The sequence below is a fragment of the Pseudomonas sp. FGI182 genome, from assembly GCF_000511325.1.
GTDB lineage: Bacteria > Pseudomonadota > Gammaproteobacteria > Pseudomonadales > Pseudomonadaceae > Aquipseudomonas > Aquipseudomonas putida_Z.
Map to the genome: position 1 here is coordinate 5248765 of NZ_CP007012.1, position 25509 is coordinate 5274273.

Sequence of the window (25509 nt, forward strand, 5' to 3'; positions counted from 1 at the left end):
CTCCTAGATGGTTGCCCCTTGAGTCAGGGGCAACCACCTTAGCCAGCGCGCCCACGATGCAGCGCGCTGAAGGGTTTCCGGTGCAACTAGTCGGCCGACGGGTACCAACGCGGCGTGTAGGCCCACACCCCACCCGAGAGGCGAGGAAACACGCAGGTTGTAGATGAACCCACCAGCACCATGGTGCGCATGTCGACCATTTCCGGCAGCAGCTCGGCCAATGTGACGACCTTCAGCGTCTGCCCCGGCCTACCGATGTCACGGCCAAGGACTACAGGCGTGTTCCCCTCGCGATGCCGGCGCACGACCTCCAGCGCTACCCCGAGCTGGTGCGGCCTTGCCTTGGAAATCGGGTTGTAGAATGCCAGCACCAGGTCGGCCTGGGCCGCCAGATCCAGGCGCTTTTCAATGATCGACCATGGCTTGAGGTTGTCCGACAGCGACATCACGCAGAAGTCATGCCCCAGCGGTGCACCCGCCTGGGCGGCGGTCGCGAGCGAGGCCGACACCCCTGGCAGGATCTCGAGATCCACCCGGTGCCAGGCAGGGTCCGTTGACTCGTGCAGCGCTTCAAGTACCGCAGCTGCCATGGCGAACACACCCGGGTCGCCCGACGACACCACCACCACCGAACGGCCCTGGGCCGCCAGTTCGAAGGCATGCCGGGCACGCTGCATCTCTTCACGGTTGTCGGTGCAGTGCAGCACCTGGTCGTCACGGAACGGGCCGGCCATGCGCACGTAGGTTTCGTAACCGAGCACATCCTCGGCTCGCGCCAGTTCGGCCTTGACCGCCGGCACCATCAGCTCGGCTGCACCCGGCCCCAGGCCGATGACCGCCAGGCGACCCCGACGACGACCGATCTGCGCCACCTCGACCGGGGCAGGCGCCACCGCGATGACCACGTCTGCCACCTCGATCAGCTGCGCAGCAGGCAATGCCGCAGCAACCATGCCGGCCAGATCATGCGTCCTGGCAGCAAAGCGCAAGGCAATCCCCAGGGCCTGTGCGGCCTCGTGCAGGGCGCTGTCGGCCATGGCTTGCTCGTCGGCCAGCAGGCAGGCCACAGCAGGCTCGGCGATGCCGGCCTGCTGCAATGCCGCACGGATACTGGCCAGGCTGCCGCCAGCAACACCCACTACCACCGAACGCGGGTGGATCAGCAGCTCGTCGCGGCTGGCCGGGCGGGCCTGGTGCCCCACATGGATGGTACGCCGAGCCGCCTCGCTGGCAGGCAACTGCGCCTGTTGCAGCCACGGCGCGTCACCTTCGATGCGCACCGCCTCGCCAGCAAGCAGGTCGGAGACAAAGCGCTTGCCTTGCTCGATATCCGCCAGCGCATAGCCCTGTGGCGGGTTCAGTAGACAGGTGCCGAAACGCAGCTCGCCGCTGGTGGTGATGGCCGCAGCAACGCCTAGTGCTTCAGCGATTTCGCGCGCCATCACGTTCACCCCGCCAAGGCCCCCGAGCAACGGCACTACGGCACTGCCGTCTTCGGCCACGGCCAGTACCGGTGGTTCGACACCTTTCTCGCTGAGCAGGCTGGCCAGGCTGCGGATGACGATACCCGCCGCGCACAGGGCGATGATCGGCGTGTTCTGCTGGTACAGCCCACGCAGGGTATCGCCGAACGCGGTGTAGCAAAGGTCGGCACCCTCGACCCGGCCTTCCAGGCCATGGATCGATGCTTGTGGATAACACTGCTGGATACGCTGCGCCGTGGCCAGGCTGCCCTGGCCAAGGATGACGATCGCCGGTGCCTGGTGCATGTTCAGCCCTGCCATTTTTCACCCGGCACGATGATCAGCGAGAAGTACGGCGACGACTGTGGGTCGACCTGGTCCAGCGGCACGATCTTCTGGTTGGCCATGGTCGCCCGCTCCACATACAGCGCGCGCCCGTCCAGGCCCAGTTCGGCCAGCACTTCGCGCACCTTGGGGAAGTTGCGGCCAAGCTTCATGATCACCGCTGCGTCGGCGTCGGCCAGGCGACGCTTGAGCTCTTCGGCCGGCAACACGCCAGACAGCACCGACAGGCTCTGGTTGCGGTAAACCAGCGGCGCGCCCAGTACCGAGGCGCCACCGAGCATCGAGCAGACGCCGGGGATCACTTCGGCCTCGTAGCGCTGCGCCAGGCGGTCGTGCAGGTACATGTAGGAACCATAGAAGAACGGGTCGCCTTCACAGATCACCGCCACGTCGCGGCCGGCATCCAGGTGCTCGGCTACCTGAACGCTGGCCTCGTCGTAGAAGTCGCTGATCACCTGTTCATAGGACAGCGGCGCTGGCAGCGCTTCGGTGGTTACCGGGTAGACCAGCGGCAGCAAGGTCTGCTCGGGCTGCAGGTGCGCCTCGATGATGCCGAAGGCATTGCCGCGCTTGCCCTTGGCCACGAAGTAGCCGACCACGGGCGCTTCACGCAGCAGGCGCAGGGCCTTGAGGGTAATCAGTTCAGGGTCGCCAGGGCCCACGCCCAGGCCCAGCAGACGTCCACGCGGCGCCATCATTCCACCTCCGTGGCGAGGGCGTTGACCGCAGCGGCGGCCATCGCGCTGCCGCCCAGGCGGCCCTGCATGATCACGAACGGCACGCCACGGCTGTCGGCGGCGAGCATCGCCTTGGACTCGGCGGCACCGACGAAGCCGACCGGGAAGCCGAGGATCAGGGCTGGTTTCGGGGCGCCGGCGTCGAGCATTTCCAGCAGGTAGAACAGCGCGGTAGGCGCGTTGCCGATCACCACCACACTGCCTTCCAGGTGCGGTCGCCACAACTCCAGGGCCACGGCGGAACGGGTGTTGCCGGCGTCTTTCGCCAGGCCCGGTACGCTCGGGTCGCGCAGGGTGCAGATGACCTTGTTGTCGGCGGGCAGGCGGGCGCGGGTAATGCCTTCGGCGACCATGTGCGCATCACACAGGATCGGCGCGCCGTTCAGCAACGCCTCGCGCCCGGCCCGGCCGGCGCCTTCGGAGAACTGCAGGCCATCGATGGCGTCGACCATGCCACAGGCGTGGATCACGCGCACGGCGAGCTTTTCGAGGTCTGCGGGGATCCGCTCGAGTCGGGCTTCCTCGCGGATGATCCGGAAGGAATTGCGATAGATCTCCTGACCATCGCGGATGTAGTCAATCATCAAGGTGCTCCGTCGGCAGGTCGAGCATGGCGCCTGCTTCATTCAAGGTAAGGTCGGTGGCGCGCAGGGCGCCGAAGCCCGGCAGGCGCGCATCACGCAGGTACAGGTCGTAACGGCCCGGCGCGCGGGCCAGCAGGGTGGCCGGGGCAACATGGGCCACGGCGCAGGATCGGGGGCAACCGGACAAGTGCACGCTGCCGGGCACGCCAGGGCCGAGCAGTGCAGCCAGGGTGACGGCGTCGGCCTTGGTCTCGCCCAGGGCCTTGGCACAGCCACTGGTGCCGGTACAGGCGCTTATGCGTGCCAGTGGCTCATGGTCGTGGCATAGCAGGCCCAGTGCGGACAACCCGGCCTGGGCGTGATCGATGTGTTGGGCTTGCAGGTTGGTCAGCACCAGGCTTTGCCAGGGGCTCAGGCGCAGGCTGCCATCGCCATGTTCACGGGCAACGCGCGCAGCGCCACGCAGCATGGCCGGGGTCAGGCGCCCCTGCGGCGGGACAACGCCCAAGGCGACGCCCTGCGCCTGGGGCAGAACGCCCAGCCACGAGGCGCTGCGGGGTGCACGCCGCCATGCGAGCACGGCGGCATCGCGGCGGATGGCCAGGCCGAGTCCGTCGATGAAATCGGTTGCCGAACACACCTCGAGCAACTGGCGCATGCGCGACTGTGCCGGGGTGGCCAGGTCGAGGAAGCGCTCCAGCACCGCACGCACCAGTGCCAGGCCTTGGTCCGCCGGCACCGCGCCGAGCACCTGGCCGTCTGCCGGGCAACCCGCCAGGCCAAACGCCAGCCAGGTCTGCTGCCCCAGGCGCAGGGCCGACAGCCACAGGTCATGGGGGTGTTCGAGCATGGCCAGGTTTTCGCCGGCATCCAGCTGCACGGCGAACTTGGCCGACAACTGGTGAAAACGCGGGGTGCCTTCCAGCAGGTCGAGGATCTGCCCGGCCAGCGGCCGAGCGTCCAGCAGCATCGCCGGGTCATGCCCGGCCAGCGGGCTGAGCATCAGGTTGCGCACATCGTCACCGGCGGCATCACGTGGGCCCAGGCCGGCAGCAAGCAGTGTCTCGACCAGGCCGCGATGCTCGCTGCCGATGCCGCGAATCTGCAGGTTGCCGCGGTTGGTGGCCTCGATCACGCCACCGGCGAAACGCTCGGCAGCCGCCGCCACTGCGTCGGCCTGGTCGGCCAGCAGCAGGCCGCCCGGCAGCTTGATGCGGCAGATGCCACCATCACGGGCACTGACGATGCGCCACAACCCCGGGCAGGCCGAGGGACGGGGCGATACATGGGAGGCATGGGCCTGGGTCAAAGGGGCGTCCGGCAATCTGTGAAAATGCGCTTGAGTGTAGAAGGCGCGGTATTATGCCTGCTTTGTCCGGCGGCATGAAAAGCCGGTGGTCGAGCATCATCGACGATCGAGTAGAAATTCAGGACCGCGTCGCCTTCTTCGCGGGCATGCCCGCTCCCACAGGATCACCGCTGCCCTCAACGGCTGCGCTGTACCTGTGGGAGCGGGCGAGCCCGCGAAGGGGCGCGCAGCGGCCCCCAAAATGGCGGAATGAAATACATGGCACCCTGGCTGACAGTTGTAGGTATCGGCGAAGACGGCTTCAGCGGCCTGGGCAAGCAGGCCCGGCGCGCGCTGCTGGGCGCTGCGCGGATCTTCGGCAGCCCGCGCCAGCTGGCCTTGCTGCCACGCTGCGTGGCCGGCGAACGGCTGGGCTGGCCAAGCCCGTTCTCGCTGGCCCCGGTACTGGCCCTGCGCGGCCAGCCGGTATGCGTGCTGGCCAGCGGCGACCCGATGTTCTACGGCGTCGGCGCCAGCCTGGCGCGCCAACTGCCCGCCGCTGAAATACGCGTGCTGTCGATGCCCTCCTCCTGCGCCCTGGCCGCCGCCCGCCTGGGCTGGCCGCTGCAGGACGTGCAAGTCGTATCGCTGGTCGCTCGGCCCCTGGCAGCGCTCAATGCCCACCTGCACAGCGGCGTGCGCCTGCTGGTGCTGAGCAACGACGGCGACAGCCCGGCAGCAATTGCCACGCAGCTGCGCGAGCGGGGCTTCGGGCCAAGCCGCCTGCGGGTCTTCGAACACTTGGGTGGCGTGGACGAACGTGAGTTGGCCGGCACCGCCGAGGGCTGGCAGCACAGCGACGTCGCCGCGCTCAACCTGGTAGCCATCGAGTGCCTGGCCACGCCAGAGGCGCCGCGCCTGCACCGGCTGGCCGGGTTGCCGGACAGCGCCTTCCGGCATGACGGCCAGCTGACCAAGCGCGATGTCCGCGCCATCACCCTGGCCCGCCTGGCACCACAGCCCGGCGAGCTGCTGTGGGACGTGGGTGCCGGCTGCGGCTCGATCGGCATCGAATGGATGCGCGCCCACCCGGCCTGCCGCGCCTTGGCCATCGAGGCCGACGAAGGCCGCCAGGGCTTCATCGAACACAACCGTGATGCGCTGGGTGTACCCGGCCTGCAACTGGTCCGCGGCAAGGCACCGGCGGTGCTTGAAGGCTTGGAGCAACCGGATGCGATCTTCATCGGTGGCGGCGTCACCCGCGAAGGTGTGCTCGACTTGTGCTGGGCAAGCCTGCGCCCCGGCGGCCGGCTGGTAGCCAATGCGGTGACCCTGCAAAGCGAACTGGCCCTGGCGCATTTCCGTGAACGCCATGGCGGCGAGCTGACCCGCATCCATGTCGCCCATGCCCAGCCATTGGGCGCGTTCGACACTTGGCGCCAGGCGCTGCCGATCACCTTGCTGGACGTGGTGAAACCCGCCAATGCGTGAAGAAACCCGCGAACAGCCCGCCCCCCTGCGCAGCGGCCTGACCACCGGCAGCTGCGCCACTGCCACCAGCCTGGCGGCAGCGCGCTTGCTACTGGGCGGCGAGAGCAACGACGCCGTCAGCATCACCCTGCCCAAGGGCAAGGTGGTGCAGATGCGCCTGGAGTTCTGCCGCCTCACCGGCCAAGGTGCCGAAGCGGGCACGCTCAAGGACGCCGGCGACGACCCGGACGTGACCCATGGCGCCCTGCTCTATAGCCAGGTGCGCCTGCTGGCCGAACCGGGCATCCGTTTTGTCGCCGGCACCGGCGTCGGCACCGTGACCCGCCCGGGGCTGGTGCTGGCGGTGGGTGAGCCGGCCATCAACCCGGTGCCACGGCGCATGATCAGCGAACACCTGCAACGCCTGGCGGACGAATGCAGCTACTCAGGTGGCTTCGAGGTCACGGTCAATGTGCAGGGCGGCGAGCAACTGGCCCTGAAGACCATGAATCCGCGCCTGGGCATTCTCGGCGGGCTGTCGATCCTCGGCACCAGCGGCATCGTGCGGCCGTTTTCCTGCGCGGCCTACATCGCCTCGATCCACCAGGGCATCGACGTCGCCCACACCAACGGCTACACGCATATCGCCGCATGCACCGGCAACGCCAGCGAAGACACCATGCGCCGCGTCTATGGCCTGCCGGAAATAGCCCTGATCGAAATGGGCGACTTCGTCGGTGCGGTGCTCAAGCACCTGCGCAAGGTGCCGGTGCCACGCCTGACCCTGTGCGGCGGTTTCGGCAAGATCAGCAAACTGGCTGCCGGGCACATGGACCTGCACAGCCGCCACTCCAGCATCGACCTGCCGCAACTGGCCGGCTGGGCAGCGGACATCGGCGCCGACGAGGCGCTGCAGGCATCGATCATTACTGCCAACACCAGCCAGCAGGCCCTGGCACTCGCCCATGCAGCGGGCATCCCCTTGGGTGACGCGGTTTGCGCCCACGCCCTGGCCTTCGCCCGCAGCGTGGTGCCAGCGCAGGTGCAGGTGGAGGTGTTCGCCATCGACCGCCAGGGTGGCATTGTCGGCCGGGCGGGTGTGCAATGAACGGGCGCATCCTGCTGCTGGGCGGCGTCACTGAAGCCCTGGCCATCGCTCGCCGCCTGGGCCCGCAGCACGTCTACAGCCTGGCAGGCATCGGCCGGGTGCCGAAGGACCTGCAATGCCAGGTTCGGGTCGGCGGCTTTGGCGGTGCCGAAGGGCTGGCGAACTACCTGCACGATGCAGGCATCACGTTGCTGATCGATGCTACCCATCCCTATGCCGCGCAGATCAGCCGCAACGCGGCCAACGCCGCACGCTTGGCCGGTATTCCGTGCTGGGCCTTGCGCCGCCCGGCCTGGCAGACACAAACGGGGGACGACTGGCGCGAGGTCGAGGACTGGGCGGGGTTGATCGAGGCACTCAAGCCGTTTCGCAGGCCATTGTTCACGCTGGGGCGTGAGCCGCTGCAACATCTGGACGAGATACCGCTGGAGCAGTTCTGGACCTTGCGTGCGCTGGAGGCGTGCCCTGGCAATGATCGCTGCGAAGTGATTGGCGCGCGCGGGCCGTTCCATATCGACGATGAGCGGGCGTTGTTCCAGCGCCGCAAGATCGATGTACTGATCAGCAAGAACAGCGGCAGCGTGGCGACCGAACCGAAGCTGGAAGTGGCGCGGGAGCTGGGGATACCTGTGCTGATCCTGAAGCGACCGGCGTTGCCGGATGTGGACCAGGCATTCGACTCGCCAGCCGACCTGGCTGCGGCACTCGACCTGCAATAACTGTGGGAGCGGGCGCGCCCGCGAACACCGGCGAAGCCGGTGCCATGCACCGAGTCGTAATTTTCGCGGGCACGCCCGCTCCCACTGGGGTGGCCTACAGTAAGTTCAGACTTTTCTCTCAAACCATGAAGTGGCCATGTGCCGCACCGCTACCTTAAACTCGGCACTCCCTCCCGGAAGGCGCTACCCATATGGAAATGCAATGGTGGATCTGGCTGGTCTTCGGCATCGCGCTGATCCTGCTCGAACTGGTCCTGCCGACGTTCTTCATCCTCTGGTTCGGCATCGGCGCCGTGCTGGTGTCGCTCATTTCGCTGGCCGCCCCCAGCCTGCAATTGGACATGCAGGTGCTGCTGTGGGTGCTGATGTCGTCAGTCACCACGGCACTGTGGTTCAAGCTGTTCCGGCGCAAGCAACCAGACGTGCGCTGGACCGCCGAAAGCGTGATCGGTGAAGTGGGGCTGCTGACTGCTGGTGTATCGGAGTTCCAGAAAGGCCGTGTGCGCTTCCAGAAGCCTATCCTCGGCAACGAGGAATGGACCTGCGTCGCCAACAGCGAGATCGCGGCCGGCGAGCGGGTACGCCTGACCGCCATCGAAGGGAACACCGCCCGGGTCATCCGGGCCTGAATCCGCACTAAAAGGAATTTCGCATCATGACCAGCCTCATCGTCGTCGTCGCCATTGCCCTGTTCATCCTGATCACCGTGTTCAAGGGGGTGCGCATCGTGCCCCAGGGCGAGGAATGGGTCGTCGAGCGCCTGGGCCGCTACCAAAGCACCCTCAAGCCCGGCCTGAACATCGTCATCCCGTACATGGACGTGGTCGCCTACCGCCTGCCGACCAAGGACATCATCCTCGATGTGCAGCAGCAGGAAATCATCACCCGGGACAACGCGGTGATCGTCGCCAACGCCCTGTGCTTCGCCAAGGTGGTCGACCCGCAGAAGGCCTCTTATGGCGTGCAGGACTTCTCGTTCGCCGTCACCAGCCTGACCATGACCTCGCTGCGTGCCATCGTCGGCGCCATGGACCTGGACGAAGCGCTGTCCAGCCGCGAGCAGATCAAGGCGCGCCTGCGCGAGGCGATGTCCGAGCAGACCGAAGACTGGGGCGTGACCGTACGCTCGGTGGAAATCCAGGACATCAAGCCCTCGGAGAACATGCAACTGGCCATGGAGCGCCAGGCGGCAGCAGAGCGTGAGCGCAAGGCCGACGTGACTCGTGCCGAAGGGGCAAAGCAGGCGGCGATCCTGGAAGCAGAAGCACGCTTGCAGGCTGCCAGGCTGGATGCCGAAGCGCAGATCAGCCTGGCCGAGGCCTCGGCGCGGGCGATTACGCTGGTCAAGGACGCGGTCGGCAACGAGACCGTGCCGGCGATGTACCTGCTGGGCGAGCGCTATGTGGGGGCGATGGAGAACCTGGCGGGCAGCAGCAATGCCAAGGTGGTGGTGCTGCCGGCGGACCTGCAGGAGACCGTGCGTGGGCTGATGGGCCGCAACAAGGCTTGATAATGCTGGGGGCGCTTTGCGCCCCATCGCGACACAAGGCCGCTCCTACAGGTTACCCGCTGCCCCTGGGCCGGTGATAATCCTGTGGGAGCGGGCGTGCCCGCGAAGCAGGCGACACCGCTTCAACAGCATGCCTGCGTCACTTCACCGCACCCCGCCATTTTTACCTATACTCCGCCTTACAATACCCACCACGATTCCTGACCGGATCTCTCCATGCCCCCACGTCGGCACATCGCCTGGATAGCCTGCCTTGCAGTGCTGTTCAACCTGCTGGCCATGCCGCTGTCTTCCGCCGCGCCCAAGGGCCCGGCCGAGCAGCTGCTGTGGGGGGCCTTCTGTTCCAGCATGGCCAACAAGGCCAAGGTCGACGTCCAGGCCCTGGCCAAGATCGACCTCGGCCCGCAAAGCGACGACAGCGCCAGCATGATGAATTGCTGGTGCTGCTCCGGTGCCGCGCCACTGCTGGCCCTGCCCGGCTACCCGCCGCAGCTGCACAACCCGCCGATACTGCTCGCCGGCCTGCTGCCGCCACCCGCCGACTACCACGCCACGCCGCGCCAACTCTGGCCGGCGCTCAACCCCCGTGCCTCTCCGCTGGCCTGAGTTCTTCACGCTGTCTGCCTGAACCTGAACAGAAACGGAGATTCACCATGCTCAAGCACGCCCTCGTCATGGCCGCCCTGCTGCTGCCCGGCGCCTTTGCCAATGCCCACGAATACAGCGTGGGTGACCTGCACATCGCCCACCCCTGGTCACTGCAGCTACCCCCCAACGCCCCCAACGTCGCGGCGTATTTCGTGGTGCACAACAACGGCCAGGCCGACGACCGCCTGCTCAGCGTCGACAGCCCCATCAGCGATGACGCACAACTGCACGAGCATGCCATGAGCGCCAGCGGTGCCATGAAGATGCAGCAGGTGCCCAGCGTGGTGGTGCCCGCTGGCAAGGACCTGACCTTCGCCCCCAGCGCCTACCATGTGATGCTGATGCAGCCCAAGGACCGCAGCCTGCTCAGCGACGGCAAGCGCTTCCCGTTGACCCTGCACTTCGAAAAGGCCGGCGATATCACCGTCGATGTGGCCGTGCAGAAGCAGGCGCCGACGGACCAGCCGCAAGCCCACGAACACGCGCACTGATCACCCGCTGAAAGGCACTCGCCATGAGCCTGCCGCGCAACAGCATCAGTCGTACCACCCGCCCTGACCGCAGGCGCGCCGGTGGCGGATGGCTGAGCCTGTTCGCCATGTGGATGATCTTCATCGGCCCGCTGATTTCCCAGTCGATGCCGATGGACCACCACGCCGGCATGAGCATGCCGATGGACATGCCGATGGCCACCGCCCATCAGCATGGCGGCGACACCCATCACGGCCAGGCTGGAGATGGCCAGCTGCATGTGATGTGGGAAAAGTGCGGTTACTGCAGCCTGTTGTTCAACTGCCCGGCCCTGCCCCAGGCCCTCAGCCCGCTCAGTGCCGGCAGCGTCGTACCCACCACCCACCTGTTCGCACCCACGCGCCAGGGCCATGCCCGGCAGGCTGTATTCCCCGGCGCGCGCAGCCGCGCTCCACCTTCCTCGATCAACGTCTGAACCCACATTTTTTGCGCACGGAGCCAGGAGGCTTCGCGCTGACTCATGACTGATCGACTGGAATCATTATGTCCGGCTGCACCCCTGTTTTTGCCTTGTCCCTGCGTGGGACCATCGCCGCCGTGTGCGGCTCGCTGCTCGCGCCCGTGGCCCTGGCCGCCGACCCAGGCCATGAAGGCCATGCACACGACGCCCCCGAGCTGAGCCCGACGGTGATCACCGCGGTGGCCCCGAGCTCGCCGCTGACCGTGGTCACCAACCCGAAAGACCCGCGCCAGCCGGTGCCGGCCAGCGATGGCGCCGACTACCTGAAAACCATCCCCGGCTTCTCGGCCATCCGCGCCGGCGGCACCAACGGCGACCCGGTACTGCGCGGCATGTTCGGCTCGCGCCTGAACATCCTCACCAATGGCGGCCTGATGCTGGGCGCCTGCCCCAACCGCATGGACGCCCCCACGTCGTACATTTCGCCGGAAACCTACGACCGCCTGACCGTCATCAAAGGCCCGCAAAGCGTGATCTGGGGCCCGGGCGGCTCGGCGGGCACCATCCTCTTCGAGCGCGAGCCGGAAAAGTTCGGCACCCTCGGCAGCCGGGTCAATGCCAGCCTGCTGGCCGGCTCCAACGGCCGCTTCGACAAGGTGCTGGACACTGCCGCCGGCAACGACCAGGCCTACGCCCGCTTCGTCGGCAACCAGTCGCGCTCGGACGACTACCACGACGGCGGTGACAACACCGTGCCGTCACGCTGGGACAAGTGGAACGGCGATGTCGCCCTCGGCTGGACCCCCGACCAGGACACCCTGCTGGAACTCACCGCCGGCAAGGGCGATGGCGAGGCCCGCTATGCCGGCCGCGGCATGGACGGCTCGCAGTTCAAGCGCGAAAGCCTGGGCCTGCGTTTCGAAAAGTCCAACCTCGGCGAGGTGCTCGACAAGGTCGAGGCGCAGGTCTACTACAACTACGCCGACCACGTGATGGACAACTACAGCCTGCGCACGCCTTCGGGCAGCGGCATGATGGGCATGCCGATGGTCAGCAATGTCGACCGCCGCACCATGGGCGCACGCATCAAGGCCACCTGGCGCTGGGCTGATGTTCAACTGATCGGCGGCATCGACGCGCAGACCAACGAACATCGCAAGCGCGGTGGCATGGGTGTGGACGCGCACAAGGGCAAGGCCTGGACCAAGGACGCCGACTTCCACAACTACGGTGCTTTCGGCGAGCTGACCTGGTACGTCAGCGGTGACGACCGGTTGATCAGCGGTGCCCGCCTGGACCGCGCCTCGGCCCGTGACTTCCGCGCGACCAGCGCCACCAACGGCGACACCCGCGCCGACACCCTGCCCAGCGGCTTCGTACGCTACGAGCACGACCTGGCGGCGCTGCCAGCCACCACCTACATCGGCCTCGGCCATGCGCAACGCTTCCCCGACTACTGGGAGCTGTTCTCGGCGGGCGGCCCCACTGGCTCGGTCAATGCCTTCGACAGCATCAAGCCGGAGAAGACCACCCAGCTCGACTTCGGTGTGCAGTACCGCGACGAGCGCATGGAAGCCTGGGCTTCCGGCTACGTGGGGCAGATCCGCGACTACATCCTGTTCGACTACCAGGGGATGAGCTCCCGGGCCCGCAATATCGACGCCCGCATCATGGGCGGCGAACTGGGCGCGGCCTACCAGCTGACGGAAAACTGGAAGGCCGATGCCACGCTGGCCTACGCCTGGGGCAAGAACAGCAGTGACGGCACGGCACTACCGCAAATGCCGCCCCTGGAAAGCCGCCTGGGCCTGACCTACAGCCGCGATGTCTGGAGCGTCGGCGCACTGTGGCGGCTGGTGGCGGCGCAGAACCGCATCGCCGAGGACCAGGGCAACGTGGTCGGCAAGGACTACGACAACAGCGCCGGCTTCGGCGTGTTCTCGCTCAATGGCGCCTACAAGGTAAGCAACCACCTCAAGCTCAGCGCGGGGGTCGACAACCTGTTCGACAAGACCTACGCCGAGCACTTGAACCTGGCCGGGAACGCCGGGTTCGGCTACCCGGCTACCGATCCACAGCCGGTCAACGAGCCAGGCAGGACCTTCTGGACCAAGGTCGACTTCAGCTTCTGACAACAACAACGGGCGCGGCGCAGGTCGCGCCCATCTGCTGGTCAAACAGGAGGTTCCCATGAGAGGAACACGCATCAACTTCTACAACCTGGCCTGGCGTTGGCACTTCTATGCGGGGCTGTTCGTGGCCCCGTTCATGATCCTGCTGGCAATTACCGGGATCATCTACCTGTTCAAGCCGCAGCTCGACCCGCTGCTGTACCGCGAGCTGATGGTGGTCGAAGCCGGCCACCACCGACAGGGCGCGGACACAATGCTGGCCGAGGTGCGCAAGGCCTACCCCGAGGGCCACGTTGGCCAGTACCTGCCGCCGCTGGACGCCGAACGCAGCGCACAATTCGTGGTGCATGACTCCGGGCGCGAACTGAACGTGTTCGTCGACCCCTATAGCGGCAAAGTCCTCGGCGAACAGGATGGCAAGCAGAACCTGCAGGCCATCGCCCGCGCCCTGCATGGCGAACTGATGGTCGGCACGGTCGGTGACCGCCTGGTAGAACTGGCCGCGGGCTGGGGCATCGTGCTGGTGGTGTCGGGCCTGTACTTGTGGTGGCCACGCGGGCGCAATGGTGCTGGCGTGCTGTGGCCACGGCTGTCGGCACGCGGCCGACTGTTCTGGCGCGACCTGCATGCGGTGACCGGCTTCTGGGGCTCGGCCTTGTTGCTGCTGATGCTGGTCAGCGGCATGACCTGGACCGGCCTGTGGGGCAAGCAGTACGCCGACTTGTGGAACCGCTTTCCGGCGGCCATGTGGAACGACGTGCCCAAGTCGGACCAGCAGGCGGGTGAACTCAACAGCGCGCACCGCCAGACCGTGCCCTGGGCGATGGAAAACACGCCGATGCCGCAGTCCGGTGCACACGCCGAACATGCCGGGCATCACATGATGTCGAGCGCGCCGGCAGCGCCACAGATAAGCCTGCAGCAGGTCGAAGACATCGCTACCGCGCGCCAGGTCGAACCGGGTTACAGCATCACCACGCCGACCACGGCCGATGGCGTGTTCACCATCGCCGTATTCGCCGACGACCCGCGCAACGACGCCACCCTGCATGTCGACCAGTACACCGGCAAGGTGCTGGCCGATGTGCGCTGGCAGGACTACAGCCCGGTCGCCCGTGCCACCGAGCTGGGTGTGATGCTGCATGAAGGCAAGATGTTCGGGGCGTTCAACCAGATCATCATACTGCTGGTGTGCCTGATGATCTTGCTGGGCTCGGTGAGCGGGCTGGTGATGTGGTGGAAGCGCAGGCCGGCCGGCGGGCTGGGTGTGCCGCCGCTGCGCCATGACCTGCCGCGCTGGAAGGTAGCGGTAGGGGTGATGCTGGTGCTGGGGTTGATGTTCCCGCTGGTGGGGGTGTCGATGGTGGTGATGTGGCTGGTGGATAGCCTGGTGGTGAGGCGCGGTCGGGTGCTGGCCAGCGCTTGAGTTCTGGCCTGTGCCGGCCTCTTCGCGGGCTTGCCCGCTCCCACTGGGTCACCACATATTTCGAGGCCTGTGGTGTACCTGTGGGAGCGGGCAAGCCCGCGAAGAGGCCGGCACAGGCACAACACTGCTCCCCAAAAGTCGAGTCGATCTGTCGCGCCCCGAACTGGAACGCGCGTGTTAGCCTAGCCGGCTACCTCTGACAAGACGACCGACTGTCCAACGGAATGCAGCCTATGACGCAAACCTCACCCACAGCGCCAGATGAACAGCATCTGCAGCGCAACCTGACCAACCGCCACATCCAGCTGATCGCCATCGGTGGCGCGATCGGTACCGGCCTGTTCATGGGCTCGGGCAAGACCATCAGCCTGGCCGGGCCGTCGATCATCTTCGTCTACATGATCATCGGCTTCATGCTGTTCTTCGTCATGCGCGCCATGGGCGAACTGCTGCTGTCGAACCTCAACTACAAGTCGTTCATCGATTTCTCCGCCGACCTGCTCGGCCCCTGGGCGGGCTACTTCACCGGCTGGACCTACTGGTTCTGCTGGGTAGTCACTGGCATCGCCGACGTGGTCGCGATCGCGGCCTATACGCAGTTCTGGTTTCCCGAACTGCCGCAGTGGATACCGGCGCTGACCTGCGTAGGGCTGCTGCTGTCGCTGAACCTGGTGACGGTGAAGATGTTCGGTGAAATGGAATTCTGGTTCGCCCTGATCAAGATCGTCGCCATCATCGGCCTGGTCGTCACCGGCCTGTACATGGTCATCACCGGCTTCACCTCGCCCAGCGGGCGCACCGCGCAACTGGCCAACCTGTGGAATGACGGTGGCATGTTCCCCAATGGCCTGATGGGCTTCTTCGCCGGCTTCCAGATCGCCGTGTTCGCCTTCGTCGGCATCGAGCTGGTAGGCACCACCGCCGCCGAAGCGAAGAACCCGGAGCGCACCCTGCCACGGGCGATCAACTCGATCCCGGTACGGATCATCGTGTTCTACGTGCTGGCGCTGATCGCGATCATGGCCGTGACCCCATGGCGCGACGTGGTGCCAGGCAAGAGCCCGTTCGTGGAGCTGTTCGTGCTGGCCGGCCTGCCGGCGGCGGCGAGCATCATCAACTTCGTGGTGCTGACCTCGGCGGCCTCGTCGGCCAACAGCGGCGTGTTCTCCACCAGCCGCATGCTCTACGGCCTGAGCCAGGAGGGTGACGCACCCAAGGCCTTCGAGAAACTGTCGAGCCGCTCGGTACCAGCCAACGGCCTGTACTTCTCCTGCACCTGCCTGCTGCTGGGCGCAGTGCTGATCTACCTGGTACCGAACGTGGTCGAGGCATTCACCTTGGTCACCACCGTTTCGGCGGTGCTGTTCATGTTCGTCTGGACACTGATCCTGCTGTCGTACCTGAAGTATCGCAAGCACCGCGCGGCGCTGCACCAGGCCTCGAAGTACAAGATGCCGGGCGGGCGCTTCATGTGCTACGTGTGCCTGGTGTTCTTTGCCTTCATCCTGGTGTTGCTGAGCCTGGAAGACGATACCCGCGCGGCATTGCTGGTGACGCCGATCTGGTTCGTGCTGCTGGCGGTGACCTATCAGGGTGTGCGCAGCAAGCGCCATCCGCGCACGGCTGTGCGTAACGGCTGATGGCCTCGAGGGCTGCTCTGCAGCCCTTTCGCCGGCAAGCCAGGCTCCTACCTCGACCGCATCGACCTCAAGTCATGCGCTAACAACTGTCTTGTGTTGCCTGTACCGGCCTCATCGCCGGCAAGCCAGCTCCCACAGGGACAGCGCATGGCTCGAGGCCGATGCGGTCGAGGTGGGAGCTGGCTTGCCGGCGATGGGCCGCACAGCGGCCCCAATCCTGTGCACACAAATCCATCAGGCACCAACCTGGATCCAACCAACGCCCCAACACCTCGCACAACCCCTCTATTGCGCACCTTCCGCCGTTAGGCACACCCCTTGCAACACCCCTCCCCGCTTGCCCAACACATAAAAACTCAGCGGAGAGAGCACATGAAGCGACGCAGTCTGATCAAGGCCTTCACCCTTAGCGCATCGATTGCCGCAATGGGCCTGAGCTGGAGCATCCAGGCCGCCGAAACCATCAAGGTCGGCATCCTGCATTCGCTGTCGGGGACCATGGCCATTTCCGAGACTTCGCTCAAGGACATGGCGCTGATGACCATCGAGCAGATCAACGCCAAGGGCGGCGTGAACGGCAAGCTGCTCGAACCGGTGGTGGTCGACCCGGCCTCCAACTGGCCGCTGTTCGCCGAAAAGAGCCGACAGCTGCTGACCCAGGACAAGGTGGCAGTGGTGTTCGGCTGCTGGACCTCGGTATCGCGCAAGTCGGTATTGCCAGTGTTCGAGGAACTGAACGGCCTGCTGTTCTACCCGGTGCAGTACGAAGGTGAAGAGATGTCGCCAAACGTGTTCTACACCGGCGCCGCGCCCAACCAGCAGGCGATCCCGGCCGTGGAGTACCTGATGAGCGAGGACGGCGGCAGCGCCAAGCGCTTCTTCCTGCTGGGCACCGACTACGTCTACCCGCGCACCACCAACAAGATCCTGCGTGCCTTCCTGCACAGCAAGGGCGTGGCCGACAAGGACATCGAAGAGGTGTACACGCCGTTCGGCCACAGCGATTACCAGACCATCGTCGCCAACATCAAGAAGTTCTCCGCCGGCGGCAAGACCGCGGTCATCTCCACGGTCAACGGCGACTCGAACGTGCCGTTCTACAAGGAGCTGGCCAACCAGGGCCTGAAGGCCACCGACGTACCGGTAGTGGCGTTCTCGGTGGGCGAAGAAGAACTGCGCGGCATCGACACCAAGCCGCTGGTGGGCCATCTGGCGGCGTGGAACTACTTCGAGTCGGTGGATAACCCGGTCAACCAGAAATTCGTCGCCGACTGGAAGGCCTACGCCAAGGCCAAGGGCCTGCCAGGCGCCGACAAGGCGGTGACCAACGACCCGATGGAGGCCACCTACGTGGGCATCCACATGTGGGCGCAGGCGGTGGAGAAAGCCAAGTCCACCGATGTCGACAAGGTGCGCGAGGCACTGGCCGGGCAAAGCTTCGAGGCGCCGTCCGGCTTCACCCTGACCATGGACAAGACCAACCACCACCTGCACAAGCCGGTGATGATCGGCGAGATCCAGGATGACGGGCAGTTCAGCGTGGTGTGGGAAACCGAGCAACCGCTACGGGCGCAGCCATGGAGCCCGTTCATTCCCGGCAACGACAAGCGCCCTGATTACGCCGTGAAAGGTAACTGAGTGTACTGGGGCTGCTTTGCAGCCCATTCGCGGGCACGCCCGCTCCCACAGGTTCGGTGCCAGGTTCGAAACCTGTGGGAGCGGGCATGCCCGCGAAGAATCCAACGCCGATTTCCAGGATTACCCGCATGCTCAGACTGCTGCTCACCCTGCTCCTGCTGATGCCCTTGGCAACCCAGGCCAGCGAGGGCGAATTCTTCCTCGCTGCCAAGCCTGCCGAGCAAGCCCGCCTGCTCGAAGGCTGGGCCGCGCAACCCGATGCCGCCCGCCTGCCGCTGCTGGACAACCTGCGCCAAGGCCGCATCGCCGCCGACGACACGCGCAAGGTGCGCCTGAACAACCGCCTGCGCGGCCTGATCGACAATGCCCTGGCCAGCCACCAGTTGCTCAGCGACAACAGCGACATCCGCCTGGCCGCTGCCCAACAACTACAGAAAAGCGCGCAACCGGCGCAAATGGCCTTCCTCGACCGGCGCTTCGCCAGCGAACCGGATGCCGCCGTGCACGCCGCCCTTGGCCTGGCCCTGGCCAACCTGCAACTGGGCGCCAGCGAACCAGCGGTACGCCTGGCTGCCGTGCGCCTGCTCGGCGAAACCGGCGACCCGCTGGCCCGCACCCGCCTCGAAGCCTTGCTGCAACCCGACGCGGAAACCGACCCGGGCGTGCGCACCGCCGCCGAAACCAGCCTGGCCCAGGTGCAGCGCAAGCTGCTGGTGGGCGAACTGCTCGGCCAGGCCTTCAGCGGCCTATCGCTGGGCTCGATCCTGCTGCTGGCAGCCCTTGGCCTGGCCATCACCTTCGGCTTGCTCGGGGTGATCAACATGGCCCACGGCGAAATGCTGATGCTCGGCGCCTATAGCACCTACATGGTCCAGGTACTGCTGCAGCGCTACGCCCCCGGCGCCATCGAGTTCTACCCGCTGATCGCCTTGCCGGTGGCGTTCGCCATCAGTGCCGGGGTCGGCATGGCGTTGGAGCGCACGGTAATCCGCCACCTGTATGGCCGCCCACTGGAAACCCTGCTGGCGACCTGGGGCATCAGCCTGATCCTGATCCAGGCCATCCGCCTGCTGTTCGGCGCGCAGAACGTCGAAGTCAGCAACCCGGCGTGGCTGTCGGGGGGCATCCAGCTGCTGCCCAACCTGGTGCTGCCATACAACCGCCTGGTGATCATCGGCTTCGCCCTGGCCGTGGTACTGCTCACCTGGCTGCTGCTCAACCGCACACGGCTGGGCCTGAACGTGCGCGCAGTCACCCAGAACCGCAACATGGCCGCCTGCTGCGGCGTGTCCACCGGGCGCGTAGACATGCTCGCCTTCGGCCTCGGCTCGGGCATCGCCGGGCTAGGCGGCGTGGCCTTGAGCCAGGTCGGCAACGTCGGCCCGGACCTGGGCCAGAGCTACATCATCGACTCGTTCCTGGTGGTGGTGCTCGGCGGCGTCGGCCAGTTGGCCGGCAGCCTGTGGGCAGCCTTTGGCCTTGGCATCGCCAACAAGCTGCTGGAGCCGCAGATCGGCGCCGTGCTCGGCAAGATCCTCATCCTTGCGTTGATCATTCTGTTCATCCAGAAGCGCCCGCAAGGCCTGTTCGCCCTCAAGGGACGGGTAATCGACTGATGAACCAGCCACTGCTTGTCACCGCTACGCAAAAGGCCGGGCCACGCCTGACCCTGGCCATCGGCGCCGTCGTCGTCCTGCTGCTGGTGGCCCTGCCGCTGCTGTCGCTGCTGCCGGCGGACCATGCCCTGCAAGTGTCGGCCTACACCCTGACCCTGGTCGGCAAGATCCTCTGCTACGCCATTGTCGCCCTGGCCCTGGACCTGGTCTGGGGCTATGCCGGGCTGCTGTCGCTGGGCCACGGGCTGTTCTTCGCCCTCGGTGGCTACGCCATGGGCATGTACCTGATGCGCCAGGCCGCCGGTGACGGCCTGCCAGGGTTCATGACCTTCCTGTCGTGGAGCGAGCTGCCGTGGTACTGGGCTGGCACCCAGCATTTCGCCTGGGCCCTGTGCCTGGTGGTGCTGGCGCCCGGGTTGCTGGCGCTGGTGTTCGGCTGGTTCGCCTTCCGCTCGCGGATCAAGGGCGTGTACTTCTCGATCATGACCCAGGCGCTGACCTTCGCCGGCATGTTGCTGTTCTTCCGCAACGAAACCGGCTTTGGCGGCAACAACGGCTTTACCAGCTTTCGCACCATCCTTGGCTTCGACATTGCCGCCCAAGGCACCCGCGCGGTGCTGTTCCTGCTCACTGTCGGCCTGCTGCTGGCCAGCCTGTACCTGTGCTGGCGCCTCACCCGCAGCAAGTTCGGCCGTTTGCTCACCGCCGTGCGCGACGCCGAAAACCGCCTGATGTTCTGTGGCTACGACCCGCGTGGTTTCAAGTTGCTGGTGTGGGTGCTAAGCGCCGTACTGTGCGGCCTGGCCGGTGCGCTGTACGTACCGCAGGTGGGCATCATCAACCCCAGCGAGATGTCGCCGACCAACTCCATCGAAGCCGCCGTGTGGGTGGCCCTGGGCGGGCGCGGCACCTTGATCGGCCCGCTGCTCGGCGCCGGCCTGGTCAATGGCATGAAAAGCTGGTTCACCGTGGCCTTCCCGGAGTTCTGGCTGTTCTTCCTCGGCGCGTTGTTCATCCTCGTCACCCTGTACCTGCCCAAGGGCGTGGTCGGCCTGTTGAAGAAAAGGAGCCAGCCATGAGAGGCGTGCCCCCGGTCCACCCGGAATTCATGCTCGAACCGGTGTTCGACAACCTCGGCGCCAGCCGTGACGCCATCGGCCTGGGCCACAGCCGCAAGGCCGGCCTCGACACCCGCCACGGCACGGTGCTGAGCCTGGAAGACATCAGCGTCAGCTTCGATGGCTTCAAGGCGCTGAACGCGCTGAACCTGTACATCGGCGTGGGCGAGCTGCGCTGCATCATCGGCCCCAACGGGGCCGGCAAGACCACGATGATGGATGTGATCACCGGCAAGACCCGGCCCGACAACGGTACGGCCTATTTCGGTGACACCCTCGACCTGACCCGCATGAGCGAATACCAGATCGCCCAGGCCGGCATAGGCCGCAAGTTCCAGAAGCCCACGGTGTTCGAGGCGCTGACGGTGTTCGAAAACCTGGAGCTGGCGCTGAAGACCGACAAGTCGGTATGGGCCAGCCTGGCAGCGCGCCTGGGTGGTGAGCAGCGCCAGCGCATCGAGGAGGTACTGGGCACCTTGCGCCTGCTGCCGCTGGCCCAGCGCCAGGCGGGCTTGCTGTCGCATGGGCAGAAGCAGTTCCTGGAGATCGGCATGCTACTGGTGCAGGAGCCGCAACTACTGTTGCTGGACGAGCCGGTGGCGGGCATGACCGATGCCGAGACCGAGTTCACCGCCGAGCTGTTCAAGGGGTTGGCTGGCAAGCATTCGCTGATGGTGGTGGAGCATGACATGGGGTTTGTCGGCAGCATTGCCGACCATGTGACCGTGCTGCACCAGGGCAGCGTGCTGGCGGAAGGGTCGCTGGAGCAGGTGCAGGCGGATGAGCGGGTGGTCGAGGTGTACTTGGGCCGGTGACCGGCATTTGAATTTTTGAAGCCTGTACCGGCCTCTTCGCGGGCTTGCCCGCTCCCACAGAAAACCCACAGTTTTCGAGCCCTGTGTAGTACCTGTGGGAGCGGGCAAGCCCGCGAAAGGGCCGGCACAGGCACAGCAACAATTTCAGGAATACACACATGCTCAAGATCGACACCCTGCACCAGTACTACGGCGGCAGCCATATCCTCCGGGGCCTGTCCTTCGAGGCCAAGGTCGGCGAAGTCACCTGCCTGCTGGGCCGCAACGGCGTGGGCAAGACCACCCTGCTGCGCTGCCTGATGGGCCTGGTCCCGGCCCGCGACGGCAGCATCGAATGGGAAGGCAAGCCGATCACCAGCCTCAAGCCCCAGCAACGGGTCCACGCCGGCATCGCCTACGTGCCCCAGGGCCGCGAGATCTTCCCGCGTCTCACCGTCGAGGAAAACCTGCTGATGGGCCTTTCGCGCTTCCCCGCCCGTGAAGCTCGGGAGGTACCGCCCTTCATCTACGAACTGTTCCCCGTGCTGGAACAGATGAAACAACGCCGTGGCGGTGACCTGTCCGGCGGCCAGCAGCAACAGCTGGCCATCGGCCGCGCCCTGGCCAGCCGCCCGCGCCTGCTGATCCTCGACGAGCCCACCGAGGGTATCCAGCCTTCGGTGATCAAGGAGATCGGCGCAGTCATCCGCCGCCTCGCCGAGCGTGGCGACATGGCAATCCTGCTGGTGGAGCAGTTCTACGACTTCGCCGAGGAGCTGGCCGACCAGTATCTGGTGATGGCCCGTGGCGAGATCATCCAGCGGGGGCGCGGTGAAAACATGCAGGCCGAAGGTGTGCGCGGGCTGGTAACCATTTAATCTGCAAGCAACTACCCTGCGAGACGCTGTCATGAGTCATGAAATCCGCGACGCCCTGCCTTCCGACGTGCCGGGCATCCTCGACATCTACAACGACGCGGTGCGCAACACCACGGCGATCTGGAACGAAAACCCGGTGGACCTGGCCAACCGCCTGGCCTGGTTCGATGCACGGGCGCAGCAGGGTTACCCGATCCTGGTGGCGGTGGATGAGAGCGGGGTGCTGGGCTATGCGTCGTTTGGCGACTGGCGGCCGTTCGAGGGCTTTCGCCTTACCGTTGAGCATTCGGTGTATATCCGCGGCGACCAGCGTGGCAAGGGGCTGGGGCCGGTGCTGATGGCGGCGCTGGTCGAGCGTGCGCGCGCGTGTGGCAAGCATGTGATGGTGGCGGCCATCGAGAGCGGCAATGCAGCGTCGGTGCGCCTGCACGAGCGGCTGGGCTTCGTGGTGACCGGGCAGATGCCGCAGGTGGGGGTGAAGTTTGGCCGGTGGCTGGACTTGACCTTCATGCAGCTGGTGCTGAACCCGGGGGCAGAACCAAGCTGAGAAACCAGGCCTCACACGATCCCTGTAGGAGCGGCCTTGTGTCGCGATGGGCTGCGCAGCAGCCCCAGATCTTTGCTTCATCTCAAGATTGCCGGGGCTGCTGCGCAGCCCATCGCGACACAAGGCCGCTCCTACAGGGGTTAGCCGCAACGGCCTACATCTGGGTAAACCTGCCCAACCGCTGCCTCAGCATGTTGTTCTCGCTGCGTAACTGCTGCACTTCCTGCAGCAGTTCCAGCGCCAGCGCCACACCTTCCCACTCCAGTTCCAGCTCCTGATGCAGCTTCGCCGCACGTTTGGCCAACAACGGCGCCTGATCGTCGAACAACCAGTCCTCCGGCGTTCGGCCGGAAGGTTCGACAATGCCGTGCTCGACGATTTCGATCACGCAGTCAGCCGTGATATCGGCCTCCTGACACAAGGTACGCATGTCCAGTTGAACGATCAGGGTGCTGCTCATGATCACTTACTCCATTGTGTCCTCGGGTTGAACGCAGCCTTCTCGGAAAGCTTGGTCCACAATTCGCGGGCAGACTCGTCGGATGCTGGCGGCATGACCACTTTCAGCTGCGCGTAAAGGTTGCCGCGCTCGCCACTCTTGTTGGCCAGGCCCTTGCCCGGCACGCGCAGGCGCTGGCCGCTCTGGCTGTCGGGGCGGATGGTGAGGTTGATCTTGCCGTCCAGGGTCGGCACGGCCACCTTGGCGCCCAGTGCTGCCTCCCACGGTGCCAGCGGCACGGTGATGATCAGGTCATGACCTTCGACATCGAACAGCGGGTGCGGTGCCATGCGAATGGTCAGGAACAGGTCGCCATTGGCCCCGCCACCACTGCCCGGCGCGCCCTGGCCCTTGAGGCGGATGCGCTCGCCGTCGGTCACCCCTGCCGGGATCTTCACGTTCAGGGTCTTGGTAGTGAAGCCAGTGCGCTGGCCCATGGCATTGGTCTGCGGCACCTGGAAGCTGATCTGCTTGGACTCCTTGCTCAGGGTCTCTTCAAGGAATACCGCCAGTTCTAGCTCCACATCCTGCCCCCGCCTGCCGGCGCTGCGTTGCTGCTGCCGGGCACCACCGAACGGGTTGCCGCCCCGGCCACCAAAGATCGAGCTGAAAAAGTCGGAAAAATCACCGCCTTCGAAACCACCGCCACCGCCGCGGCTTTCCCAGCCCGGTGGTGCCTGGAACGGCCGGCCATGCTGGCCGCCGTACTTGCGGATTTCGTCGAATTCGGCACGTTTCTGCGCGTCGCCCAGCACTTCGTAGGCCTCGTTGGCCTCCTTGAATTTCTCCTCGGCGTCGCGCTCCTTGCTGACATCGGGGTGATACTTGCGCGCCAGCTTGCGGTACGCGGCCTTGATCGCCTTGTCGTCCGCCGTGGGCTCTACGCCGAGTATCTTGTAATAGTCTTTGAAGTCCATCTATGGATCACCAATGTGAATGTGCGTGTTGCAAAAGAAGATAGGGGTCAAGCATAGCCTTTCAAGACCGCCTTGGGTTTGCTCCATGGCAGACGACCGGTCTTGATTCTGTAGCCAACTGGCATACACTGCGCGGCCGTTTTGCCTCCGGAAGCTCATTCCCCATGTCTGACGTATCCCCGGCCCGCGCCCTGGGCATCGACTTTGGCACCTCCAACTCCACGGTCGGCTGGCACCGCCCCGGCGTCGAGTCGCTGATTGCCCTGGAAGACGGCAAGATCACCTTGCCCTCGGTGGTGTTCTTCAACATCGAGGAGCGTCGCCCGGTATATGGCCGCCTGGCACTGCACGAGTACCTGGAAGGCTACGAAGGCCGCCTGATGCGTTCGCTGAAAAGCCTGCTGGGTTCCAAGCTGATCAAGCACGACACCAGCGTGCTGGGCAGCGCCCTGCCATTCAAGGACTTGCTGGGCATGTTCATCGGCGAGCTGAAAAAACGCGCCGAGGCCGCTGCCGGGCGCGAGTTCGAGCAGGTGGTGCTGGGCCGCCCGGTGTTCTTCGTCGACGAAGACCCAGCCGCCGACCAGGAGGCCGAGGACACCCTGGCCGAAGTGGCGCGCAAGATCGGCTTCAAGGATGTGTCGTTCCAGTACGAGCCGATTGCCGCGGCCTTCGACTACGAGTCGAGCATCAGCCGCGAAGAGCTGGTGCTGATCGTCGACATCGGCGGTGGTACCTCGGACTTCACCCTGATCCGCCTGTCGCCCGAGCGCCACCTGGTGGCCGAGCGCCAGAGCGACATCCTCGCCACCGGCGGCGTGCACATTGGCGGTACCGACTTCGACAAGCAGCTGAGCCTGCAGGGCGTGATGCCGCTGTTCGGCTACGGCAGCCGCATGAAGAGCGGCGCGCTGATGCCGACCAGCTATCACCTCAACCTCGCCACCTGGCACACCATCAACGCCCTGTACTCGCAGAAGTCGCAGCTGGCGCTGGGCAGCATGCGCTATGACATCGAGGACACGCTGGGCATCGACCGCCTGTTCAAGCTGATCGAAGAGCGTGCCGGGCACTGGCTGGCGATGGAAGTGGAGGCCAGCAAGATCGAGCTGACCGAGCAGCAGAGCCGCCACGTCGACCTCGGCCGCATCGAGCGCGAGCTGGGCGTGGACCTGTCACGAGCGCTGCTCGAGGGGGCTATCGAAGGGTTGCTGGAGCGGGTGCGTGGTAGCGTGAGCGAACTGCTGGCCAAGGCTGGAGTGAGCGAAACACAGGTCGATACGGTGTTCTTCACCGGCGGTTCCAGCGGGATTCCGGCGCTGCGCAACAGCGTGTCGGCGATGCTGCCGAATGCGCGGCATGTGGAAGGCAACATCTTTGGCAGCATTGGTAGCGGGCTGGCCATCGAGGCGCGCAAGCGTTACGGCGTAGCCTGATCCCTTCTGGGGCTGCTTTGCAGCCCATCGCGACACAAGGCCGCTCCTACAGGGACCGCGTAATC

The 25509-nt window shown here is 65.7% G+C and carries 24 protein-coding genes; 18 read left to right on the top strand and 6 right to left on the bottom strand.

Annotated elements, in window-relative coordinates; all coding sequences use genetic code 11:
• Positions 1-86: 86 nt before the first annotated feature.
• From cobJ to cobG, 4 genes are read right to left on the bottom strand one after another with little or no spacing between them, the layout of a single operon-like run.
• Positions 87-1784: a precorrin-3B C(17)-methyltransferase gene (gene cobJ / locus C163_RS23145; protein ID WP_025340787.1), complete on the bottom strand. Its 1698-nt coding sequence runs from the start codon at positions 1782-1784 to the stop codon at positions 87-89.
• Entirely contained in the window at positions 1772-2506 is a 735-nt protein-coding gene (locus tag C163_RS23150) for a precorrin-2 C(20)-methyltransferase (RefSeq protein WP_016712210.1), read from the bottom strand. Before C163_RS23150 ends, cobJ begins: the two co-directional genes overlap by 13 nt.
• Complete coding sequence (locus C163_RS23155) at positions 2503-3129, bottom strand: precorrin-8X methylmutase (protein ID WP_003257545.1); 627 nt, start codon at positions 3127-3129, stop codon at positions 2503-2505. Before C163_RS23155 ends, C163_RS23150 begins: the two co-directional genes overlap by 4 nt.
• A complete protein-coding gene (gene cobG, locus C163_RS23160) occupies positions 3122-4453 on the bottom strand; it encodes a precorrin-3B synthase (RefSeq protein WP_025340788.1) in 1332 nt (443 codons plus the stop codon). Before cobG ends, C163_RS23155 begins: the two co-directional genes overlap by 8 nt.
• 243 nt (positions 4454-4696) lie before the next feature.
• Between cobG and C163_RS23165 the strand changes: the two genes are divergently transcribed.
• From C163_RS23165 to C163_RS23245, 17 genes are all read left to right on the top strand, one after another.
• Complete coding sequence (locus tag C163_RS23165) at positions 4697-5908, top strand: bifunctional cobalt-precorrin-7 (C(5))-methyltransferase/cobalt-precorrin-6B (C(15))-methyltransferase (RefSeq protein WP_025340789.1); 1212 nt, start codon at positions 4697-4699, stop codon at positions 5906-5908.
• Positions 5901-6995 carry a cobalt-precorrin-5B (C(1))-methyltransferase gene (locus C163_RS23170; RefSeq protein ID WP_025340790.1) on the top strand — a complete coding sequence of 365 codons (1095 nt, stop codon included), beginning with the start codon at positions 5901-5903 and terminating at the stop codon, positions 6993-6995. Before C163_RS23165 ends, C163_RS23170 begins: the two co-directional genes overlap by 8 nt.
• Entirely contained in the window at positions 6992-7714 is a 723-nt protein-coding gene (locus tag C163_RS23175; RefSeq protein ID WP_025340791.1) for a cobalt-precorrin-6A reductase, read from the top strand. The genes C163_RS23170 and C163_RS23175 overlap by 4 nt, the downstream gene beginning before the upstream one ends.
• A gap of 191 nt (positions 7715-7905) precedes the next feature.
• The gene (locus tag C163_RS23180) at positions 7906-8343 is read left to right on the top strand and encodes an NfeD family protein (RefSeq protein WP_025340792.1); all 438 of its coding nucleotides are present in this window, start codon (positions 7906-7908) and stop codon (positions 8341-8343) included.
• Positions 8344-8369: 26 nt separating this feature from the next.
• Positions 8370-9224, top strand: coding sequence for an SPFH domain-containing protein (locus C163_RS23185; RefSeq protein ID WP_025340793.1), 855 nt, complete (start codon positions 8370-8372; stop codon positions 9222-9224).
• A 216-nt stretch (positions 9225-9440) separates the two neighbouring features.
• A complete protein-coding gene (locus tag C163_RS23190) occupies positions 9441-9830 on the top strand; it encodes a DUF2946 domain-containing protein (RefSeq protein ID WP_024087799.1) in 390 nt (129 codons plus the stop codon).
• Between the two features lie 47 nt (positions 9831-9877).
• Positions 9878-10363 carry a copper chaperone PCu(A)C gene (locus C163_RS23195; protein WP_025340794.1) on the top strand — a complete coding sequence of 162 codons (486 nt, stop codon included), beginning with the start codon at positions 9878-9880 and terminating at the stop codon, positions 10361-10363.
• Positions 10364-10386: 23 nt separating this feature from the next.
• Positions 10387-10818, top strand: a complete 432-nt coding sequence (locus C163_RS23200; RefSeq protein WP_025340795.1) for a DUF2946 domain-containing protein — start codon at positions 10387-10389, stop codon at positions 10816-10818.
• A 68-nt stretch (positions 10819-10886) separates the two neighbouring features.
• A complete protein-coding gene (locus tag C163_RS23205; protein ID WP_025340796.1) occupies positions 10887-12935 on the top strand; it encodes a TonB-dependent copper receptor in 2049 nt (682 codons plus the stop codon).
• A 58-nt stretch (positions 12936-12993) separates the two neighbouring features.
• A complete protein-coding gene (locus tag C163_RS23210; protein ID WP_025340797.1) occupies positions 12994-14361 on the top strand; it encodes a PepSY domain-containing protein in 1368 nt (455 codons plus the stop codon).
• 233 nt (positions 14362-14594) lie between these two features.
• On the top strand, positions 14595-16001 hold the full coding sequence (cycA, locus tag C163_RS23215) for a D-serine/D-alanine/glycine transporter (protein ID WP_025340798.1): 1407 nt from the start codon (positions 14595-14597) through the stop codon (positions 15999-16001).
• A 372-nt stretch (positions 16002-16373) separates the two neighbouring features.
• Positions 16374-17639: an urea ABC transporter substrate-binding protein gene (gene urtA, locus C163_RS23220; RefSeq protein WP_013974390.1), complete on the top strand. Its 1266-nt coding sequence runs from the start codon at positions 16374-16376 to the stop codon at positions 17637-17639.
• Positions 17640-17725: 86 nt separating this feature from the next.
• Positions 17726-19255 (top strand): urea ABC transporter permease subunit UrtB, encoded by a 1530-nt coding sequence (gene urtB, locus C163_RS23225; RefSeq protein ID WP_371257953.1) that lies wholly within the window; start codon positions 17726-17728, stop codon positions 19253-19255.
• Positions 19255-20334 (top strand): urea ABC transporter permease subunit UrtC, encoded by a 1080-nt coding sequence (gene urtC / locus C163_RS23230; RefSeq protein ID WP_025340800.1) that lies wholly within the window; start codon positions 19255-19257, stop codon positions 20332-20334. Before urtB ends, urtC begins: the two co-directional genes overlap by 1 nt.
• Positions 20331-21188 (top strand): urea ABC transporter ATP-binding protein UrtD, encoded by an 858-nt coding sequence (gene urtD / locus C163_RS23235; protein WP_025340801.1) that lies wholly within the window; start codon positions 20331-20333, stop codon positions 21186-21188. Before urtC ends, urtD begins: the two co-directional genes overlap by 4 nt.
• Before the next feature lie 158 nt (positions 21189-21346).
• Positions 21347-22045, top strand: coding sequence for an urea ABC transporter ATP-binding subunit UrtE (urtE, locus tag C163_RS23240; RefSeq protein WP_013974394.1), 699 nt, complete (start codon positions 21347-21349; stop codon positions 22043-22045).
• Positions 22046-22076: 31 nt separating this feature from the next.
• Positions 22077-22592 carry a GNAT family N-acetyltransferase gene (locus C163_RS23245; protein ID WP_025340802.1) on the top strand — a complete coding sequence of 172 codons (516 nt, stop codon included), beginning with the start codon at positions 22077-22079 and terminating at the stop codon, positions 22590-22592.
• Between the two features lie 154 nt (positions 22593-22746).
• Here the strand turns inward: C163_RS23245 and C163_RS23250 are convergent, their stop codons facing one another.
• Positions 22747-23052 carry a chaperone modulator CbpM gene (locus C163_RS23250; RefSeq protein WP_025340803.1) on the bottom strand — a complete coding sequence of 102 codons (306 nt, stop codon included), beginning with the start codon at positions 23050-23052 and terminating at the stop codon, positions 22747-22749.
• Positions 23053-23054: 2 nt separating this feature from the next.
• Positions 23055-24008 carry a curved DNA-binding protein gene (cbpA, locus tag C163_RS23255; protein ID WP_025340804.1) on the bottom strand — a complete coding sequence of 318 codons (954 nt, stop codon included), beginning with the start codon at positions 24006-24008 and terminating at the stop codon, positions 23055-23057.
• Positions 24009-24172: 164 nt separating this feature from the next.
• Between cbpA and C163_RS23260 the strand changes: the two genes are divergently transcribed.
• On the top strand, positions 24173-25444 hold the full coding sequence (locus C163_RS23260; protein WP_025340805.1) for an Hsp70 family protein: 1272 nt from the start codon (positions 24173-24175) through the stop codon (positions 25442-25444).
• The last annotated feature ends 65 nt before the right edge of the window (positions 25445-25509 follow it).